Raw genomic sequence first — 20,407 nt, forward strand, 5'->3', positions numbered from 1 at the left:
CCAAGAGGTCCTCTCCGGCTGTTTGTTCCTTTTTGATTCGAGTTGCTTTGAACTGCTGAAATCAAATCTCATTACTCTTCTTTACGTTTTGTCGCAAGAACCGCAGCAGATAAAGCGATGCTCACACTTGCTAAGAAGAGGGCTACTTCTGAGCTGTGCTCTCCTGTAGCAGGTAGTTTTTCTTCATCTTTAGCTCCCGGAGTTTTGGTATCAGCTACTGGACTTGGAGTGAGCGGGTACTCAGGTTTTTCAACAGTTGGAGCTGCTTGATCTCCAGCTGTAGCCAATACACCTGTGTAGGCTGGCTTTTCATTCACCAAGGCCTCAACTGCATTGGCTCCACCTTTGTACTCTGGAACTTCATTTGCAGCTGCTAGAACCGCATTGGCTCCACCTTTGTATTCTGGTAATTCGTGAACCAAGGCTTGGACCGCATTAACGCCGCCCTTGAACTCAGGAACCTCATGTACAGCTGCTTCTGTTGCATTGACGCCGCCTTTGAACTCAGGTACATCAAGAACTGGTGGTTGTTCTTCTCCCTTGCTACTTGTTGGAGCGTCTGGTTTCGTAGCAGAATCTTTTAATTGGTTGAGATAGTCTGCGAAGTAGGCAACCATTCTTTCCGTCAAGAGATGGTTATCCGTCGCATATTTCATGCTTGCCTGAACGCTAGCTACTTCCTCTTGATTGTCTTTGTCTGTTAATTTCTGCGCCTTAGCCAAAGCTGCTTCATAGCCTGACAAGTCAAGAGGTGTCTCTGCTACTTGTGGACGGGTAAAGATAAGTTCCGCTGCAGATTGGTATTTATCGCCACCATCTCCGTAAGTCTTGGTACCAGTAAGGACGATTTTCTTAGCCTTGATTGTCTTGCCAAAGTCAATGTCTTTTGGCTTGTTGTTATTTGGCCAATCTGTCACTGTGAAGGTATGTTCCTTACCAGACTCATCTGTGACAACCAGTTTCACATCACGCAAGTTTCCATTTGAATCAGAGGCACGTGGAACATAACGAAGGCCTGTGATTTCAGTTGGTTCTTTCAAGACCATGGTTGCAGGCTTGCCTACATCTCCTCCATTCCAAGATGTATGCCATAGACTAGACACATTACCATCAAAGGCATTCTCAAGACCTTCACCTGGTTGAGCTGGCGCATCCAAACTTTCAAAGTCTTCTGCTACCAAGGCTGTCTTCTTCTGAACTAAAGCATTCTTCAAAGCTTCAATCTTGGCAATCTCTGCACGCGCTTCTTCCACGCTAATGTCATCATCTGCCTGACTGAGGTTAAAGACCGCCTCTTTCAAAGCATCCATAGACTCTTTCGTGTAGTTAGTCATGGCAACCGTTGGCAAGTAGTTCTTGAGAGCATTTTCTGTCAGCATCTTACCTGTTAGGGTAATTTCTTCGATTTGAAGATTATCCATCATGAAGTCGTTATAACCACGGAAGTTGGCATTTCCGCCAGCATCTCCATGAGTATTGCTTGCGTTTCCAGTTGAGTAGATACCTACCCAAGTATCGCCTGTTTCTGCACCTGTCACGAGGAAGGTTACTTTCTTGGCTTTCTTAGAATCTGTCCAAGTATTTGGCAATTCATGCATTTCCAAGTTGCTTGCTTGACTACCACGACGACCTGACTGGAATTCTCCCTTACCGACTACAAAGGCATAGGTATTGTCTGATCCTGCTTCGTATTCAAAGGTTACACGGTAGGTCTTACCTGCCTCAAAGCGGAAGTTTTGTGGGATAGTTTGGTAAACCAAGTTACGACGGCTCACTAGCCCATTGGTCTTCAATGACCAATTTCCTTCGATAACATCATCAACTTTCTTACCGTTCCAACCACGCTGTGTATATGGATCGTGTTTTTCAGACAAGTGAGTGCGGTTGTCTTCGACACCTTCGACACCACCTACTACAAATGGGAAGATACCTTGAGCTACATTTTCAAAGTCTTGTTTGAAGGTTCCTTGACCTGTATCATGCTTGTCTCCGTACATGCTTGAATTGTTTTCAAAGGTACGAATTTCATCAAAGTATGTTGCTTCATCACCAGCTTCACGACTCAATGTCAAAGTAACATTTGATACGTCAGATCCAGTTGTAAAGAAGGCGTACATATTTTGGAAGTAACTTGTATCATCAACCGTAGCATTTTCACGACGATTGTTATGAGCATAAGCTTTGATATAGTTGAGAGCGAGAGACTTATTGGTATAAGTAGTCACTTCTTTTTCGCCAGTATTCACTGTGATACTTGCCTTAGCATTACTACGGTTATCAACACCGACATAAACCGCATACTTGGTATTTGGTTTCAAGCCAGTCAGTTTCTGAGTAAGGCTGACCTTGCTCTTATTGCCTTGGATACGAAGCATTTCATTTGCGCCCTGTGATTTGACAATTTCTGCCTTAGAAGCATCACCAGAAATGGTCCAATGTTTCAAGGTTCCGCTGTTAAATCCTTGGTCATAGATATGCATGCCTTCGCTCCATGACATTTCAGGATTGGTTTGTTTTGAACGGTAGAGAACGTATGGTTGATTTGCTAGAAGGTCTAGGGTAATCTTGCCATCTTTTACAGTTAGTTCTTGCTCTTCTGTCTTACCTTGGTCAGTTAGCTTGTAAAGGTAAACCTTGCTATTTGCCCAATCGCTTGGAAGGGTCCAAGTTGTTGCACCGGCCTGCGTATTAAAGTAGTACATCTTTTCCTTATCAGTAGGAAGTTTCTTACCATTTGCATCCCAGTTCCAAGGAGTCAAGTAAGCTGAACCATCTTGGATGACACGTCCGTTAAGCGTTACTGTACGTTCGCGGTACTGCGGGCTATTGACATCATTTGACTTACGAGTCACAACAACCTTGTTACCTGCTGCATCAACTAGCTCAACCTTCATTTCAGGAGTCCATTTATAGGTGCTACCGTTATCAGACATGGTAACTGGTGTACCATTTTCCCATTTACTTACAGTGAAGTGTTGGAAGTACTTAGTCATGACATCATGGGCAAATAAGTTGGTTACATAGCCATTGTAGTCGCTTCTTCCTTGCCAGCCTTCAAAGTCTTTCATGCTGTAGCCACCTAGAAGTGGGTAGTTGGCTGCACCACCGTAACTTCTGTAGTCCCCAACCCATGAATCTTTTTGGTGGTTGCGGATAAAGCGTGTGATGGCACTGTTGATACCTTTATTAGTGTAGCCACCATAGGTCAAGTCAGCTGCCCAGTGTTGGAAGGTAGAGTCGTATTCACCACCATGACCCCACTCAATCGCAAAGCGCCAGCCTTGTTTGTTGATTTCTTTAGCAAGAACGTGGGTAGCCCAGGCACCGTTATCACCTGATTGACCATTGCCCCATACGTCCACATAGATAAAGTCGAGACCTTCACCCAGTTTTTTCTTCAAGTCTTCCCAGCGAGCCAAGCGTCCATGCGCCAAGTCATAAGCAGCATCGATGTTGATACCTTGGTCTAGCCAGTTCCATCCGTAGCTGTAGCTTCCATCTGGATTCTTACGAAGAATATTTTCATTAAAGTATTTAGACTCAGGATAAGTCTCAGAAGCGTTCACGTGGATACCAAGATGAGCTCCATATTTCTTCGCTTTTTCGATCAAGGTCTTGAAGTCTTCAACACCACCAATACGTTTACCAATATCAGCATAGTTCAAGTGTCCAGAGTCATGACCTTCACTACCATAACCTTTAAGGAGAACACCTTGCCCAAGACCATCTGTGTGGAGATTGATTTTCTTGATACCATCCAAGGTCATAAGGAATGGGTTTTGGGCTTGTGAGCCAAAGTTCATCGCGATACGGTAAGCAGTGATATCCTTAACTTTTTCCCAACCTTGAGGGTTGTTCATGATGCTACGATAAGCAATGGCACCATCTTGCCAGTCGACTTTGTTGTCAGCATTGGCATCTTCGGTGATAACAACCTTGGCACTTGGAAGTTCCTTGGTGTATTCTGGGAAGACAATGCCCTTATAAGCCTTTTCCCATTGCCATTCAGAGCTGTGAATTCCGACATAGTTGGCATTTCCAACTGTTTCTTTATAGGCTGTCAAACGAGTCCAGTCATTCGAACCACCACCATAGCTGTTTTGAGAATTGCTCCAAACACCTGCAGCAAGCTTATCTGTAGAAACAAATCCATACATGTAACCCTTAGCCAAATCTTTCATTGGATTGGTTACATCGATATGATCATCCCCGCTGACATGGGTATTGTTTGACATGGTTGCCCCATCAAACTTAGCACCAGCTTGATCACTCGAAACAGAGACCAAAGCATTACCAAGGAAACTAATAGTTGAAAGCAATTTTCTTTCGTCATCAATCTTTTGACCTGGAGTAACTTGATTGTGGTTGACAATCTTGGTCACATCAAAGTGTAATTGATTATCCACAACTTGCAAGCGTACTGTCATTTCCGCATTGATTAAGTGAGCATCATCGCGAAGCTTCATCAAATACTCTGCTGTTGTCTCATTGATTTTCTTATAAGTAACTTCAGGGGTGATTCGGTGGTTATTGATAAAGACTTGATTGAACTGTTGCACCTGTCCTGGCAAAGTATGCCCATTCAAAGTATATTCTTTCACGCGTGGAAAGGCTTGGTCAATCACTGCCTTGAGGACCTTAGACTGGATCGTATCATAAGTCACCTTGCTATCATCAACAGCCGGACCTGTTTCTTTCTGGGCAGGAGTATCATCCGCTTTTACACCTTCTTGATTGTCTGTTTTAACGCTGACAACCGTACGGTCATTGCTATAGGAACCAGCTTTTAGGACGATTTTCTTCTCATTTTTGAGAGTTTCATTAACAGCTGCTGGCAAAGTGACCGTATCAAAGAGTTTCTCATCATTATTCGTTGCATTGAGTTGTCCATCTGACTTGAGGTTAATTGATAGGTGGTTAATTGATCCTGTCTCAGGCGCTGCTACACGTCCCCCCTTATACCAGGTGCTATCGGTTGGAGATTTATACTCCCAGAACCAGCCGTCCTTGTCATAACCAACAAAAACATTGTTCTTGGTATCTTTAAATTTCAAGAAGACACCAAAGCGTGATTTGCCTTTTTCAGAATCATCTTTGAAGGTTAAATCAACCGTCGCATTTCCATTAGCATCAACTGTCAATCCTTGTTTTTCAAACAAGGCTGGTTTATCGCCATTGTCGTTCTGTGCAGTTGAAGACAATTGATTGTAGCGAACACCTTTTTCTTCACGAATAGTGACGGTTCCTTGTTGCTCTTTATTCGCTACTGTTTGCCATTCAGGAGTTACTGTCTTAGGTGTTTCAGGTTTAGCAGCTGCAGGTTTATCCTCTTTTGGTTTTTCTTCAGCCGGTTTCTCTTTCTCTTCCAAGTCTGCTGGTTTCACACTTGAAATTCCCTGTATGTGGTCTTGAATCCATTTTAGTTGAGCTGGTGAGAAGAGAATGCCTCCACTCCGTTTTCCAACTACACCATTTTGGTGAACACCGACTAGTTTGCCTTCTGTATCAAAGACACCGCCGCCACTAGCACCCGGTTTTCCTCCTTGGTAACCAATTCCTTGGACACCTTCTCCGTATGGTTCCGCAAAATCAACTGTAGTATTGACAATCGGATTCAATTTTCCTTCTGGATAACCAAAGACATGGAGTTTATCTCCAATTTTCTTAACAACTGGCTTTTTAGTTACTTCAACAGGCGTATTTTCGAGAACTGTACGCAATCTCACTAGGGCCAAATCATTTTTGAAGCCTTTCAGGTAGCCTTCACGATCCCAATGAATAATATCTTTCTTGCTAAACTTGACATCTGGCAATCCTGGATATGAGATGCTATAGATATCTCCATCCCCTTGGTCATTATCCACAACCTTACGGATATTGCCGTCTTGGCTATCCTTGATAAAGTTGTGAGAAACCGTCAAGACAAGGTCTTTAGCAACGACAATACCGCTACCTTCTCCTGATGGCGTCTTGATCTTAACAGTCGCGCCATAGTTTAATTCCCCATTGGTAGTCTTAGCCACATCTTCTGGGACGAGCTTGCCAGTATCTTGGGCCAATTGATCCTTGTTAACTTCGCGCCCATTGTCTTCAGCTTTCTCCAACTTATCTTCTAATTCTTTTGGCAGATTGCTTGGCTTTTCAGACTTTTCTTTTTCTTGAGCCAACAACTCTTCTTCTGTTTGTGGGCCTTCAGTAGTCTCAGCTGAACCAGGATTCTGAGCGGCAGCTTCCTTGTCAAAATCGTGCCCCTCATCACTAGCCTTCTTATCCAAATCAGCTAGTTCACTCGGCAAATTATCTGTTGAACCAACTCTTGCTTGATCTGCTAAGACTGGAGCAGCAGCAAAGAAAGTCGCCCCAATCATTACCGAAGCTACTCCAAGCGTAAACTTACGAATACTGAACTTACAGCGTTTTTCAAAAAATCGTTTATCCATGAACTCCTAAATCCTTTCATTTTCCAGTAAGCGTTTACATTTCTTTTTTAAAAAATACTCCTTTCTCTGAAAGTGCTCTGCTTAACTGTTATAAATAAAAATTAATTGTACTTTTAATATAACAAATAAAAAGGCAGAAAGCAATAGGAAATAGGTAAAATTCACTAAAATTTTCTCTTTTCTGAAAAATCCTATCTCTAATCATTCAGGGACTTATACCAAGATAAAAAAGGACTTAACCATCATGCCGATGGCTAAATCCTTTACTTTTTTAAAGTTATTTCACATGGTTTGCGAGTTCTTCTTGGGCCTTTTTATTTGACTCTTCTTTTTCTTTTAACCATTTTTCTTGAGCTTTTTGGTATTCGTCTGTTGTCACGGCTTTATCTTGTACTTCTAGATATTTGTACAAAAGGGCTTCACTCATACCCTTGTTACCAGAGTATGCAAATGGAAGTGTAAATGGTACCATCTTAGACAACATTGGACGACCAGTTTGAGAAGTTGTTGGAATGAGCAAGGCACTGTCTGTCAACCAAGCTTGGGCAGCAGCATATTTCTCATAACGTTTTGAAACATCAGTGGTTTCTTCACCAGCTTCCACAACCATTTTTTCGTAATCTTCTAAACCAACTTGCTTAGCCGCAGCGTTGTTTGTCCCAGAATCAAATCCTAGATATGTTTTCGTGTTTTCTCCTACAGAAGGCTTGATAATATCAAGATAAGTAGATGGATCGATATAGTCTGGAGACCAACCCACGTTATCTGAGATATCCCAGTCTTCTCCAGCCGCAGTTTCAGCGAAGTAGGTAATGTTTTGAACATCATCTTTTTGGAGCTGTTGGATGTCGATAACCACATTATCTGATCCTAGATTTTCTTCAACTGACTGTTTAAAAGATTGAACACGTTGAACTTTTGTTGTATTTGTTTGATCTACAGGCATATCCAAGTGGATTGGGAATTTCACACCTTCCGCTTGAAGGGCCGCCTTAGCTTTAGCGAACTCTGCTTTAGCTTTGTCAGGATTATAGAGTCCATCTTGGGCATCATCCAAGTTTACGTTGCTCCACTCGTCTCCATAGGTCACCAATTTTTCCTTAACTAATTCCCCAAAGTTTTTCCCATCTGCCTGTACAAATGTAGGGGGAACAAATAAGTTACGAAGCAGTTTAGTAGCTCCACTTGCACCATTTACTTGAGAAGCGTAGGCTGTTCTGTCAAAACCAAATGCAATAGCTTGACGGAAGTCCTTATTCAAAAGGGCCTTCTTGGTTGATGTTTTTTCCTCATCTGTTGTCTTAGAAGTGTACTTATAAGACTGACGATCGATATTTGTGCCTACTAAATAAGTAGTAGAATCTTGTTGGGTATAAACGATATTGTCTTTGAATGTTTTTTCAGTCTCTGAGTAACTAGCACTTGTTGGGAAGAGACGAGCCATTGTAAAGCTACCGTCTTTGAAAGCTTCAGTTGGCTTATTAGTATCTTGACCATCCCAGAAGGATAATTTCACTTTATCAAGATGGACATTGTCTTTATCCCAATAGTTTGGATTCTTTTCGAATTCGACTGATGATTTGGCTACGATTGATTTGAGTAAGAATGGTCCATTATAGAGAATACTGCTTGGGTCCGTACCTTTAGCAAAGTCATCCCCTTTAGAGTTCAAAAATTCTTCATTAACAGGAGCCAGAACACCCATTGTTGTCTTAGAATTCCAGAAACTTTCTGGCTTGTTCAATGTGTATTGAACGGTATAATCATCAAGAGCTTTGATTCCTACTTGAGAAAAATCTGTAATTTCTCCTTTGACATAGGCATCCAATCCCTTGATAGATTCCTGAACCAGGTAAAGACCATCTGATTTCTTATCAGCAGCATACTTAAGACCAGTTACAAAGTCTTGAGCTTTAACTTCTGCATACTCCTCACCTTCAGATGTATACCATTTTGCATCCTTTCGGAGTGTATACGTGTAAGTCAATCCATCCTTAGATACAGACCAATCCTCAGCCATAGATGGTACAAAGTTCCCATAGCGGTCATTTTCAAGTAAGCCATCAATAACGTTGCTAGTAATATTTGCTGTAGCTGCCTTACCAGTTGTCAAATAGTTTAGGTTATCAGGATCCGTTTCGTAAATGTATGAGAATGTTTTCTCACCTTTAGCATTTGAACTTGATCCAGAGCAGGCCGCAAGAGTCGCAGCTGCCAATAACGTCACACCCGCAAGGGCAAGTAGTTTTGAACTTTTCATTGTTTTCTCCTTTAAAACTTTCACCCCATTATAGTCCCTTTTCAGAAACATGTCAATAAAATTTTCAGAATTTTTGAATTACTTTGGTAAATTCTGAAAAATAAGTTTTCTATTATAAAATTATGATTCTCTAATACTATATTTTTATATCTTAAACCAGCAAAACAAGGGCCGAAAATCAGATTTTTTATCATTTTTTTGCTATGATTAGATAGAAGAAAAGTTAAGGAGAAGACAATGATATTAATTACAGGTGCAAATGGTCAACTCGGTACCGAACTACGTTATTTACTAGATGAACGAAATGTGGACTATGTTGCAGTGGATGTGGCCGAAATGGATATCACTAATGCTGAAATGGTTGAGAAAGTCTTTGCCGAGATTAATCCAACTCTGGTCTATCATTGTGCAGCTTATACTGCTGTTGATGCGGCAGAAGACGAGGGGAAAGAACTGGATTTTGCCATCAACGTAACTGGAACTGAAAATGTAGCCAAGGCCTCTGAGAAATACGGAGCTACTCTGGTCTATATCTCGACAGACTATGTCTTTGATGGGAAAAAACCAGTAGGACAAGAGTGGGAAGTCGATGACCTACCTGATCCGCAGACAGAGTACGGGCGTACCAAGCGAATGGGGGAGGAACTTGTTGAAAATCTTACGTCACAGCATTACATTATCCGGACTGCTTGGGTCTTTGGAAATTATGGCAAGAACTTTGTCTTTACAATGCAAAATCTTGCTAAAACCCATAAAACTCTCACTGTTGTCAACGACCAACACGGCCGCCCAACCTGGACACGAACCTTGGCTGAGTTTATGACCTACTTGACTGAAAATCAAAAAGCATTTGGCTACTACCATTTGTCAAACGACGCAGTTGAAGACACTACTTGGTACGACTTTGCTGTCGAGATTCTTAAAGACAGTGATGTCGAAGTAATCCCTGTAGACTCCAGCAAGTTTCCTGCCAAGGCCAAACGACCTCTCAACTCAACTATGAGCCTGACAAAAGCAAAGGCGACAGGTTTCGTCATTCCAACCTGGCAAGATGCCCTTAAAGAGTTTTATAAACAAGAAGTAAGAAAATAAAAGATTACGACATACATAAAAAGCAAGAGACCATGAGGTCTCTTGCTTTTTAGTATCTGATTAGTTAATCACTTGTTGCGTTTTAGCATAGTTAGCCTCTACCGCTTCTTTTTCAGATTTCCACCAGTCTTGGTTGTCTGTATACCATTTGATGGTCTCTTTGAGACCTGCTTCAAAATTGGTAAACTCTGGCTTCCACCCTAGTTCATCACGAAGCTTGCTGGCATCAATGGCATAGCGAAGGTCGTGACCCGCACGGTCCGTCACATGGTCATAAGCATCAGCTGGCTGTCCCATTTCCTTGAGAATGAGTTCCAGCACTTCTTTATTGTTCTTCTCACCATCCGCACCAATCAAGTAGGTTTCACCGATTTGACCTTTAGTCAGAATCGTCCAAACACCTGATGAATGGTCATTGGTGTGAATCCAGTCACGAACATTCTTACCTTCACCATAGAGTTTTGGCTTGATACCGCTCAAGATATTGGTGATTTGTCGTGGAATGAACTTCTCAATATGCTGATAAGGACCATAGTTGTTGGAACAGTTGGAAATCGTCGCTTTGACACCAAATGAGCGCACCCAAGCTTTGACAATCAAGTCTGAAGCCGCCTTAGTCGATGAGTAAGGCGAACTTGGATTGTACTTGGTTTCAGCCGTAAATTTCTCACCCGGCCCTTCTCCATGACCTGGTAAATCTTCACGCAGCGGGAGATCCCCATAGACTTCGTCAGTTGAGACATGGTGGAAACGAAGGTCGTATTTACGAGCTGCTTCCAAAAGTGTGTAGGTTCCAATGAAGTTGGTGTGGATAAAGGGACTCGGGTCATTGAGCGAGTTGTCATTGTGGCTTTCTGCCGCATAGTGTACAATGGCATCCGCTTCAGTCGCTAACTTGTCTACCAAGGCTGCATCAGCAATATCTCCAACGACCAACTCAACGCGGTCGCCTAAAATTTCTTCAATATTAGCACGATTACCCGCATAAGTCAGCTTGTCCAGCACTGTCACATGGACATCTGGAAAGTTATTGTAAACATAGTGGACAAAGTTAGAACCGATAAAACCAGCTCCACCTGTAACGATGATGTTTTTGTATTCAGTCATATTATTTCCTTATTACAAATCTTCTTTTTTCAAGGGCTTCACGTCCTTAAGCATTGGATGGTTCTTATCTGCTTCTGAGACTTCTGCTTCTTCTAGATTTTCCCACTCAATTCCCAAGGCCGGATCAGCGTAGTTAACAAAGGCATACTTGGGTTTGAGTTCAAGCGCCCAATAGTCATTAACCAGATAGCTATAAGAAACTGTATCCGAGAGGACTTGGAAACCATTGGCCACGCCACGAGGGACAAATATCCCCTTACTAGCGTCAATCTCTGTCTGGTAAACATTCCCAAAAGTTTCACCCTCACGCAAATCAACCCATGATCCTAGAACCTTCCCATTATCTGCAACAGAGATGTACTTGTCCCAAGGTTCGGCATGGAGGCCTCGAAGAACATTTTTACGAGAAAAGCTGACATTATTTTGCAGTTTCCCTTCAACAAAGAAGCTTTCAGGAAAACCAAGCGGTAGCATCTTTTCTTTCTGAAAATTTTCCTTAAACCAGCCTCGATTGTCTCCATGAACTGGAATGTCAAACTCTAACATACCTGGAATGGCATCAATCTTACGCACTGCAAGTGTTTTGCCGAAAAAATTATCTGTCATCTAGATTTCTCCAATCAAACGGAGCAGGTATTGTCCGTATTCATTCTTCTTAAGAGGTTGCGCCAATTCCAGTACATCTTCACGGCTGATATAACCCATTCGATAGGCAATTTCTTCCAGATTTGCAACCTGGAGATTTTGCATTCGTTGAACCGTTTCGATATATTGGGAAGCCTCTAACAAGCTCTCGTGTGTCCCAGTATCCAACCAGGCAAAACCACGGCCCATCACCTCAACAGAAAGATCTCCACGCTTCAAATAAGCATTGTTAACATCTGTGATTTCCAACTCGCCACGAGCACTCGGTTTTATCTGTTTGGCAATCTCCACAACATCATTGTCATAGAAATAAAGACCTGTCACTGCATAGTTAGAGCGAGGATTCTCCGGTTTTTCTTCTATGGAAATAGCATTCATGTCTGTATCAAACTCGACCACACCAAAACGCTCTGGATCCTTCACTTGGTAGCCAAACACAGTCGCACCCTTCTCTTTCTTAGCTGCCTTTTGAAGCATTTTGCTCAAACCAGGCCCATGATAGATATTATCGCCCAAGATCAAAGCAACACTATCGTCGCCGATAAATTCTTCACCAATTAGAAAAGCCTGAGCAAGTCCATCTGGATTTGGCTGTTCCGCATAGGAAAGCTTGATTCCAAATTCGGAACCATCCAAGAGCAGATCCTTAAAACGGGGTAAATCCTGTGGTGTTGAGATGATCAAAATGTCCTTAATCCCAGCCAACATCAAGGTTGACAAAGGATAGTAAATCATTGGTTTATCATAAACCGGCATCAGCTGTTTTGACGCAGCTCGAGTAAGTGGGTACAGGCGCGTTCCCGAACCACCCGCAAGAATAATACCTTTCATAATAGGTTTCCTTTCTGGCTAATTACCTATCCTATATTATATTTCATTTTGTCCCAAATTCCCTAAGGAATTTACTTCAATTTGGATAAGGCAGCTTTTAAATAGGCTCCATCTCGAAGAGCAGCTCCAACTTTCCTAGCTTGTTCTGAAAGTTCCTTGTAGTCTTGAAGTGTCAAATCATCTAGTACTTTTTGGAGGTCGTGTAGAGAATCAACTGCTAGACCACACTCTTTATCCAGAACAAAATGTGCGAGAGCCGACTCTTTCCAGACTATTAGGGGAAAACCTGAAGCTAAGTAGAGAGAGGCCTTGTGCGAGTTGTTAAAGCGTAGATAGTTTCCGTAAGAACCTTGGCAGGTTTCTGAGCTGTCTCCGTCCCAGACCAAACCAAAACTACCTTCAAGAGCAGCTGGGAGGTCATCCGGCATAAAGGAGCCAAAGTAGGTGGTGTTTTTCAATGCACGACTTTCATCATAGCCTACTCCATACAAGTTATAGGCTGGTTGTTCTGGTAAATTATAAAGATAACCTGACTTTGCAGGGTTCAAATTTCCAGCTACGATAATAGGTTGGTTTTTTTGAGGAAGAGCTTGTACCTCAAAGTTAGGAATCAGATAGTCAAAAATCTCCAAGCTTACCATTTTATCAGACGGAAATCCTTGACCGGCTAAAACATTTTTCATGATATCATTATGAACGATAATCCCATCCACTGACGTTAGAGCTTTCTTCTCTTGAAAGTAATTTCTCACTTTATGACGAAATTTCACTTCTGAACCTGCTGCATGACGCAAGGTTTCAATATCATGGATCAACAGATAGAATTTAACTCCTCTTTTTTGCGCCTGCTTGATGAGTTGTGAAATGAAAAATGTATGGTGGATAATAGGGAACTGAATCACCAATTCATCTCCAGCTTCCAACTGATCAAACACAGACTTGGTCGCACGATATTTGTGTTGTTGAGCTTTAAAGAAATTCATCTTATACCAATTCTCAACCTTGAACTCCAACCCCTCATAACCCTCTGAGATTAGAATAGTTTCCACGTCATTTCGTGCCTTACTCCCTGCATTCTTTTCGTGTGCATTATGCAGAAATGAATCCTTCAGATAATATTTCACCTTTTCTCCCCTTTATCCGTGATGTTCTTAGATACTCCCTAGTTCTTCTTCTACCACATCCAATGCACGTTCAACAGTCACGTGCATATCATAGTATTTATAATCTGCCAAGCGCCCACAGAAAATAACGCGCCCATTTTTCTCAGCTTCTGCTAGATACTGCTCATAAATTGCATTGTTTTTGGCATCATTGATTGGATAGTAAGGTTCATCTCCTCTTTTCCAATCTGCTGGATATTCACGAGTAATAACGGTCTTGGCTTGAGTCCCAAACTCAAAATGTTTGTGTTCGATGATTCGCGTATAGGGAATATCACGTTCAGTATAGTTGACTACAGCATTTCCTTGATAATTTTCTTGATCCAAAATCTCATGCTCAAAACGGAGACTACGATACTCTAGTTCACCAAACTTGTAGTCAAAGAACTGATCAATCATCCCTGTGAAGACAATCTTAGTTGCTGAAGCCTCCAAGTTCTCCCGATCAGTAAAGAAATCTGTATTAAGCTCTACTTCGATTCCTTCCAACAACTTTTCGATGATGACATTGTAACCACCAATCGGAATTCCTTGGTAACGGTCATTGAAATAATTGTTATCATAGGTCAATCGAACAGGTAAACGCTTGATGATAAAGGGTGGTAGTTCAGTAGCAGAACGCCCCCATTGCTTTTCGGTGTAGCCCTTGATTAGCTTTTCATAGACATCCATACCAATCAACTTAATGGCTTGTTCCTCTAAGTTTTTAGGCTCAACATCTTGCATGTGTGTCGTCTGCTCAGCAATCTTGTCCTTGACTTCTTGGGGTGTCTTTGTCCCCCACAAAGCATAGAAAGTGTTCATATTGAAAGGCAGATTGTAAAGATGTCCTTGATAGTTGGCAATAGGAGAATTGATATAATTGTTAAACTCCGCAAACTGATTGACATATTCCCATACCTTTTTATTAGATGTATGGAAGATATGAGCCCCATACTTGTGGACATTGATTCCTTCAACAGATTGGCAATAGATATTCCCACCAATATGTTCTCGTTTATCAATCACCTTCACCTTCTTGCCACGTTTGTTAGCTTCGTAGGCAAAGATTGCACCTGACAAGCCAGCACCGACAATCAAATAATCGTACATAAAATCTCCTTATTTCTTTAAAACACTTTTTAGTTCTTGAAAATCCAAGACACGTAAGAGCAAAACCAAGCCACCATAGACTAGGAAGCCAAGGGCAGCATAAATCAAGACATTCACAACAGACGAGAAGTGCATGAAAGCTTGTGCAGAATACAGGGCGCCGTACATCAGGAGTGCTGCTAGAAGTATTTTTAGCATGGACGGTAGAATCTTGACCTCTTTTAGATACGAACGTGTAAAGTAGAGTTGAATCAGCCAGACCAAACCTTCAGTCGCAACAGATACAATTGAAGCTCCAATATAGCCCAGAGGCGGGATCAAGAGGAGATTCAAGCCCACACTAAAAACAGCTGGAATAGTTGTTGATAGCATAAATTCACGATTCTTATTGTGAGGAATCAAGATTTGAATTCCCATTATATTGGTCCAGCCAATAAAGAACATTCTAAAGACCATGATGGCAATCGCATAGCGAGCATCTTGGAAGTCTTGCCCCAGGAAAAAATTGACAAAATCTTTGTTAACAATTAAAATCCCCGCAATCATCGGGAAGATAACCAAGTTATACACTAAGAAAGACATTTCATGTAACTTGTTAACCGCCTTTTGATTACCTGATGAGAGGAGATTGGAGACCCGAGGCAACATAACACTACCAAGCGACGTTACCAAAGTCAACAAAATATTCAATAATTTCAAGGCTTGATCATAGATCCCGACATCCTTGGTCGAAGACAAGGCACCCAACATGGTGCGATCTAGCGTGATATAGAGTGAAATGGCAATCTGTGGCAGAAACAAGAGAATGACTGGTTTAATATGCTCTTTGGCATAGGCTATATCCAAATGCGGCTTGCGAATGTGCTCCCGAGCAGGAAGCCACATACTCAACTGACCTAGTAGATCATAGGCAACCAAGAGGATGATATACAAGTACAAGTCGGATGGTTTCTTAACAAATAGGAATATCGAAACAACACCTAGAAGTTTGACCATTGTGTTACGAGCTGTGATTTTTTTGAAATCTTCTAACCCTTGAAAAAGCCAAGAAATATCAAAACCACGAGACAGCAAACTAAAGCCAAGTATATAAGCAATTGGATTGTTCATCGACGGCACAAGCAAGCAGACAACTATATAAAGCGTAACCGCTAAACAGGTTGAAAGGACTTGTAAACTGTAAATACCCCAGAAGGTCTTTTCGACTTCCTTACGATGGCCGGAAATTTCCTTTGTCCCATAATTGGCCACCCCAAGTGTCGCTAAGAGTATAAAGTAAGTTACTATTGAGTTGTAGTACCCATAGGAACCTAAGTCATTGGATGAGAAAACCCGAGTAATATAGGGTGTAGTAATGACTGGTAAAACGATTACTAACAGCTGATAAGAAAGATTATATAAATAATTTTTTAATACTTTCACAAGGAGTTCCTCGTTGTAGATTTCTTCGATTCAAATTCAATAACTGGCAAGGTTGCAAATAGAGTAAACATAAAAATATTATAAGACGGGCGAACCCAGAAGGCCTCAAACATACAGTTGACTGCTATTAAGGATAAGGCCGTCAATAGCAAATAATTCTTTTTGCGATAAAGTGACCAAGACCTAACTATGTATAACACGACCAATAAGAGAACTGGAATCATCCCATAGGTAAAGAGCATCTGAACGTAGGAAGAGTCTACATAGTCGTAGCTCAAAACGGATTCTGTACGCCCCCCATAACCGACAAATGATATGCCCCGAATCCCAAACCACTGCACTGCATATTTTTTTAGTGCCTCATGTCCTAGGTGTAATCTCATACTAAAAAAATTGTTTAGAGCCACATACATTGGATGAGACCAGGTAAATTTAGAAGAGAGATAAATCATTACTGAAGACGCTATACCAGCCGATAAAGGAAGTAAAGCAAAAAGCCGTCGCTGTTTATCATTTCGGAAATAAAAGTACAGAAAAATGAGCGCCATTACAGTAATAGAAGCGGCATTAAGCCTCGCATCGCAATATCGAATAATGAAATAAGCCAGACCAAATCCTAAGGCAGTCCGTAAAACAATGAATTTCTTTCTAAAGATATACGATATAGCTGTATATAGATAAAAACAGTGAGAAGCAAAATCAGTTGGATAAATAAAGCCAAATGAATTTCGAACAACGACTCCCGCAGATCGTGATTGGACAAATTGCAAGTTTGGAATAGCACCAATCACAGCCAAGAACACTATCAATACAATAAAAAACAAGGCTACAACAGAGTATATTTTAAGTACACTTTCCATCTCAGCCTTGTAAAGAAAGACAAGCAGAAACATATACATCAATGCATTAAGGTTCCCAGTCTTATAGTAAACCATGCCCCCAGCAAAAAGAAGAATTGGTGCAAAGATGAGATAGCTTATAGAGTAGTGATGAATATAAGCAAATCGCATAGCAAGTAACAGGACCGCAAAAAAAGGAACTACATTAGGAATATTAGGTAAAACAGGAGCTAACATAGACGTATTGATCATATCTATGGAGACAACCACTATTAAAACTGCTGCAATTAGCAATTTATCACGTTCTAACTTTAACATTTTCTTTTTCCTTTTCTTCTTTCATCCCTAACTCTTACTTAGGATTTTTTTTAACTTTTTAAATTGATAATAGAGTCGCGGATACTTAGTAACTAAAACATAGAGGATCCTACGTTTCTTGCTAACTCTAGCATTCTTCAAGACAAGAGGCAAATAAGGCCTGGTTTTCTCCTGAAGTCTCTTGAATTCTACCGAATCCCCATCCTTAATCATCGTAAAGATAAGAAGACTTCCTGTAAAGAAGCGTGAAATGATGGCTTCTTGGAGTTCTGAACTCTCAGGATAGGTTGCATTCACAACCTCTTTTAAATGATCAATTGCTTCGTAAAACTCGTATTGTTTTGGCGTGAAAGCCGAGGCAGTAATGCTACCAGGTCTATGGTAATAATGGTAAATCGGAAGATGGTACAAGGCCACGGATTGGGCTTGGTTGAGATGCTCACTGATAACATAGAGGTCTTCGTAGATGCGCCCCTTGGGGAAGGGAGCTTTCTCAAGAAGTTCTTTCCGATAGAGTTTCCCACAAGCAGAGACCGTTACAAGGTCTCCATAAAGCATCTCAGTCAGAGCCTTTGCCTTGTCATAGACCTTAACTTGGTCTAAATCAAGCTGATCCAAGTGAAAATTTTGAAAACGATGATAGTGAGCTGTTGGCTCTACTTTGCCACTCACCATATCTGCTTGGGTACGACTTTGTAGCTCTGCTAGCAGTTCCAAGGCGCAGGGTTCCAGATAGTCGTCTGGATCTAGGAAAGTAATCCAGTCGCCCTTGGCTTTCAAGACCCCATAGTTCCGAGCATCAGACAAGCCACCGTTGACCTTATGGTAGCTAGTCACCCAATCATATTGCTGGGCATACTGGTCACACAAGTATCCTGAGCCATCACTCGAGCCGTCATCAATCAAGAGGACTTCCATATCCTTGTAAGTCTGATGTTCCAAACTCTCCATGGCATAATGAAGGTAGTCCTCCACATTATAAACAGGCACAATTACCGAAATCATATTTTCTTTTCTTTCTCTTACTTAGTTTTACAGTTTAAATCTCAAATGAGCTTCTATCTGGAAGCAGTTGATCCATAGCCTTGATAAAGTCTGTCATCACCTGCTCCTCGTCTTGAATGTTGAATCCATCATTGATACACATAATTTGGTATTTGCCAGAATTTAGTATCTTCCAAAAATCTGGTCCGGCATTATCCAAAGAAAAGAGTCCTCCCAACTTAGGATTTCCGATAGCGTATTTACCACTGGCAATCTGCCAATACTTAAAGAGCCAAACATTGGTATCAGAAGGATTTCTAAAGCGACTAGCCGAGGTTATTTCCAAGACAGCTTTTTCCTTTTCCCATACCAAATTCATCGTTGATTTTAATAGGGGGTAGGGTAAATGGCTTTCCCAGAAACCACAGATAAACTGACTATTTCTGTATAGTAGCGACTTAACGATACTTTTTAATCCCTGCTTTGGATCAAAGAATTGGCCATTCTTCAAAATTTCATTTCGACTGAAATAGCTAGTGACAATCTCCATGTCATTTATCTGAAAATTCCCCGTTCCATATCGCTCAGGAATAATCGGTGAAAGAGCCGTATTATATTTGGGTAAACCATCCTCTGAGAAAAAATCTGTCGGCTCGACTGGAGCTGTCAAATACATATCGTCATTAAAAAAAACAAAATGCTCAGAGAGACCAGGGATTCGATGGATGTTACTTTCGATAGGATTGGCAGAAAAAACTGGCAGGTAGTCATTACAGATAATCTCTGTATGATCTACCAACACCAATTTTTCACTATTTATATCTAACCAGCTTGGCTTTTGCTGGTCGGTCACGAGGTAGACCTTATTAACCCATGGTGCAAACTTTTCAACCCCTCTAAACCAGTATTTAAAAGTTCCCCAATCACGGTAGGCTTTCACAGAATTCATGCTGTTTTTAGAAGTATCCACAGCTCCAGAATATTTAGCTTTCTTGGCTTGCCAAATTGGATCTCCACCATCAACCCAAGTAACAACAAAATCTATTTTATTCATAACTAATCTTTTCTATCTGTTTTATACAACTCCGAGAAGTTCTTGATGTAACTCTCCAAAGAAAACAGCTCTTTTTGTCTCTGATATCCTACTCGCCCAAATTTTTCTCTTTTTTCAGAACTATCTAGTAAGAGAGAAATGGCATTAGAAAGTTCTTGAGGACGATTTGGTTTGACTAAGCAACCACTTTTGTCATCTACTACCATTTCAGCTATTCCCCCATTGTTATAACCAACAACTGGTTTTGAACAAGCCATGGCTTCTAGGACTACTGTAGGTAGGGAATCAGGTTTTATACTTGGTAAGACAAAGATATCAAACATATTATAAAGTTCAGAAGTCTTATCGTAGTAATCAATACGATGAATTTGTGACACAACAGATGAAGAAGCTATTCTCTTATCTAGTTCTTCTAAGCGCCATTCTTCACCAGGAAAAACACCTCCAGCCAGGAAAGCCACCGCTTGCTCATTCTTTTCCAAAAGTGGCTCGACTGCTTCTATGAAATCATTTTGTCCTTTAATAGCATTGACCCGACCAATCATGCCAATCACAAGTGCATCTTGCGCAATGTCAAATTTTTCACGAATAGAAGACGCATCCATTGGATAATAGACAGCATTATCGACACCGTTATAAATCACTTCCACTTGGCTATCTTTGATAAAGGGAGACTGCTTGATATGATTAGCGACCGCTTGGGACACCGTCACAATCTTGTCTGCATATCGTCCCATGAGCATATTGATAAAGTCAGAAATAGCTTTGGGTTTGACGATAATCTCATGAACATGCCAAATCAAAGGCAGCTTGAGCTTGCGTTTCAAATAGATGCCCTCCAAAACAGCCGCTGTATTATTGTGAACCATATCTATACTGTGTTCTCGAGCATAGAGGGCGATTTGCTTAGCATAGAAATTATAAGAGCGAATATAGTCGGCAATGCCTTTAGGATTAAAGTATTTTCTACGTAAAATCGGATAATCCAACACGCTGACCTTAGCTCCAACTTGGCGCAAAGCCTCGACTAAAACACCGTCATTTGGCAAGATGACGTGAGCTTCAAATTCTTTGGAATCCAATCCTTTTATCAATTCCAATAAAACCTTATCTGCTCCATACATTTCTGCACCAGCATGCAAGTATAAAATCCGTTTCAT

13 protein-coding genes are annotated in these 20,407 nt (G+C 41.2%); 1 reads left to right on the top strand and 12 read right to left on the bottom strand.

The genetic code is table 11. The features are described from left to right. Positions 1 to 71: 71 nt before the first annotated feature. Together M1G01_RS05665 and M1G01_RS05670 are read right to left on the bottom strand one after the other, a co-directional pair. On the bottom strand, positions 72 to 6,440 hold the full coding sequence (locus M1G01_RS05665) for a SpGH101 family endo-alpha-N-acetylgalactosaminidase (protein WP_247931367.1): 6,369 nt from the start codon (positions 6,438 to 6,440) through the stop codon (positions 72 to 74). A gap of 277 nt (positions 6,441 to 6,717) precedes the next feature. Continuing rightward, positions 6,718 to 8,700, bottom strand: coding sequence for a peptide ABC transporter substrate-binding protein (locus M1G01_RS05670; RefSeq protein ID WP_247931368.1), 1,983 nt, complete (start codon positions 8,698 to 8,700; stop codon positions 6,718 to 6,720). A 237-nt stretch (positions 8,701 to 8,937) separates the two neighbouring features. Between M1G01_RS05670 and rfbD the strand changes: the two genes are divergently transcribed. After that, a complete protein-coding gene (rfbD, locus tag M1G01_RS05675) occupies positions 8,938 to 9,792 on the top strand; it encodes a dTDP-4-dehydrorhamnose reductase (RefSeq protein ID WP_247931369.1) in 855 nt (284 codons plus the stop codon). Between the two features lie 60 nt (positions 9,793 to 9,852). Here rfbD and rfbB read toward each other — a convergent pair whose 3' ends face one another. From rfbB to M1G01_RS05725, 10 genes are all read right to left on the bottom strand, one after another. Further along, entirely contained in the window at positions 9,853 to 10,899 is a 1,047-nt protein-coding gene (rfbB, locus tag M1G01_RS05680; protein ID WP_247931370.1) for a dTDP-glucose 4,6-dehydratase, read from the bottom strand. Positions 10,900 to 10,911: 12 nt separating this feature from the next. After that, positions 10,912 to 11,505 (bottom strand): dTDP-4-dehydrorhamnose 3,5-epimerase family protein, encoded by a 594-nt coding sequence (locus M1G01_RS05685; protein WP_247931371.1) that lies wholly within the window; start codon positions 11,503 to 11,505, stop codon positions 10,912 to 10,914. Beyond that, positions 11,506 to 12,375 carry a glucose-1-phosphate thymidylyltransferase RfbA gene (rfbA, locus tag M1G01_RS05690; RefSeq protein ID WP_084922108.1) on the bottom strand — a complete coding sequence of 290 codons (870 nt, stop codon included), beginning with the start codon at positions 12,373 to 12,375 and terminating at the stop codon, positions 11,506 to 11,508. Between the two features lie 71 nt (positions 12,376 to 12,446). Further along, positions 12,447 to 13,499 (bottom strand): glycosyltransferase, encoded by a 1,053-nt coding sequence (locus M1G01_RS05695; RefSeq protein WP_071851587.1) that lies wholly within the window; start codon positions 13,497 to 13,499, stop codon positions 12,447 to 12,449. A gap of 27 nt (positions 13,500 to 13,526) precedes the next feature. Continuing rightward, positions 13,527 to 14,630: a UDP-galactopyranose mutase gene (glf, locus tag M1G01_RS05700; protein ID WP_061588750.1), complete on the bottom strand. Its 1,104-nt coding sequence runs from the start codon at positions 14,628 to 14,630 to the stop codon at positions 13,527 to 13,529. A 9-nt stretch (positions 14,631 to 14,639) separates the two neighbouring features. Next, positions 14,640 to 16,052: a flippase gene (locus M1G01_RS05705; RefSeq protein WP_247931372.1), complete on the bottom strand. Its 1,413-nt coding sequence runs from the start codon at positions 16,050 to 16,052 to the stop codon at positions 14,640 to 14,642. Continuing rightward, positions 16,049 to 17,209 carry a hypothetical protein gene (locus M1G01_RS05710; protein ID WP_000915512.1) on the bottom strand — a complete coding sequence of 387 codons (1,161 nt, stop codon included), beginning with the start codon at positions 17,207 to 17,209 and terminating at the stop codon, positions 16,049 to 16,051. The genes M1G01_RS05705 and M1G01_RS05710 overlap by 4 nt, the downstream gene beginning before the upstream one ends. A 27-nt stretch (positions 17,210 to 17,236) precedes the next feature. Then, the gene (locus M1G01_RS05715) at positions 17,237 to 18,214 is read right to left on the bottom strand and encodes a glycosyltransferase family 2 protein (RefSeq protein ID WP_247931373.1); all 978 of its coding nucleotides are present in this window, start codon (positions 18,212 to 18,214) and stop codon (positions 17,237 to 17,239) included. A 34-nt stretch (positions 18,215 to 18,248) separates the two neighbouring features. Then, entirely contained in the window at positions 18,249 to 19,247 is a 999-nt protein-coding gene (locus tag M1G01_RS05720; RefSeq protein ID WP_247931374.1) for a Stealth CR1 domain-containing protein, read from the bottom strand. Between the two features lie 2 nt (positions 19,248 to 19,249). After that, positions 19,250 to 20,407, bottom strand: a complete 1,158-nt coding sequence (locus M1G01_RS05725) for a glycosyltransferase family 4 protein (protein ID WP_000822224.1) — start codon at positions 20,405 to 20,407, stop codon at positions 19,250 to 19,252.

This window comes from Streptococcus oralis, from assembly GCF_023110055.1.
Classification (GTDB): Bacteria; Bacillota; Bacilli; order Lactobacillales; family Streptococcaceae; genus Streptococcus; species Streptococcus oralis_BY.

What these genes read in the sequence shown, in the direction of transcription:
- M1G01_RS05725 (WP_000822224.1), bottom strand. Translation starts at nt 20,407, where the DNA reads ATGAAACGGATTTTATACTTGCATGCTGGTGCAGAAATGTATGGAGCA.
- rfbB (WP_247931370.1), bottom strand. Translation starts at nt 10,899, where the DNA reads ATGACTGAATACAAAAACATCATCGTTACAGGTGGAGCTGGTTTTATC.
- M1G01_RS05710 (WP_000915512.1), bottom strand. Translation starts at nt 17,209, where the DNA reads ATGTTAAAGTTAGAACGTGATAAATTGCTAATTGCAGCAGTTTTAATA.
- rfbA (WP_084922108.1), bottom strand. Translation starts at nt 12,375, where the DNA reads ATGAAAGGTATTATTCTTGCGGGTGGTTCGGGAACGCGCCTGTACCCA.
- M1G01_RS05670 (WP_247931368.1), bottom strand. Translation starts at nt 8,700, where the DNA reads ATGAAAAGTTCAAAACTACTTGCCCTTGCGGGTGTGACGTTATTGGCA.
- rfbD (WP_247931369.1), top strand. Translation starts at nt 8,938, where the DNA reads ATGATATTAATTACAGGTGCAAATGGTCAACTCGGTACCGAACTACGT.
- M1G01_RS05685 (WP_247931371.1), bottom strand. Translation starts at nt 11,505, where the DNA reads ATGACAGATAATTTTTTCGGCAAAACACTTGCAGTGCGTAAGATTGAT.
- glf (WP_061588750.1), bottom strand. Translation starts at nt 14,630, where the DNA reads ATGTACGATTATTTGATTGTCGGTGCTGGCTTGTCAGGTGCAATCTTT.
- M1G01_RS05715 (WP_247931373.1), bottom strand. Translation starts at nt 18,214, where the DNA reads ATGATTTCGGTAATTGTGCCTGTTTATAATGTGGAGGACTACCTTCAT.
- M1G01_RS05720 (WP_247931374.1), bottom strand. Translation starts at nt 19,247, where the DNA reads ATGAATAAAATAGATTTTGTTGTTACTTGGGTTGATGGTGGAGATCCA.
- M1G01_RS05665 (WP_247931367.1), bottom strand. Translation starts at nt 6,440, where the DNA reads ATGGATAAACGATTTTTTGAAAAACGCTGTAAGTTCAGTATTCGTAAG.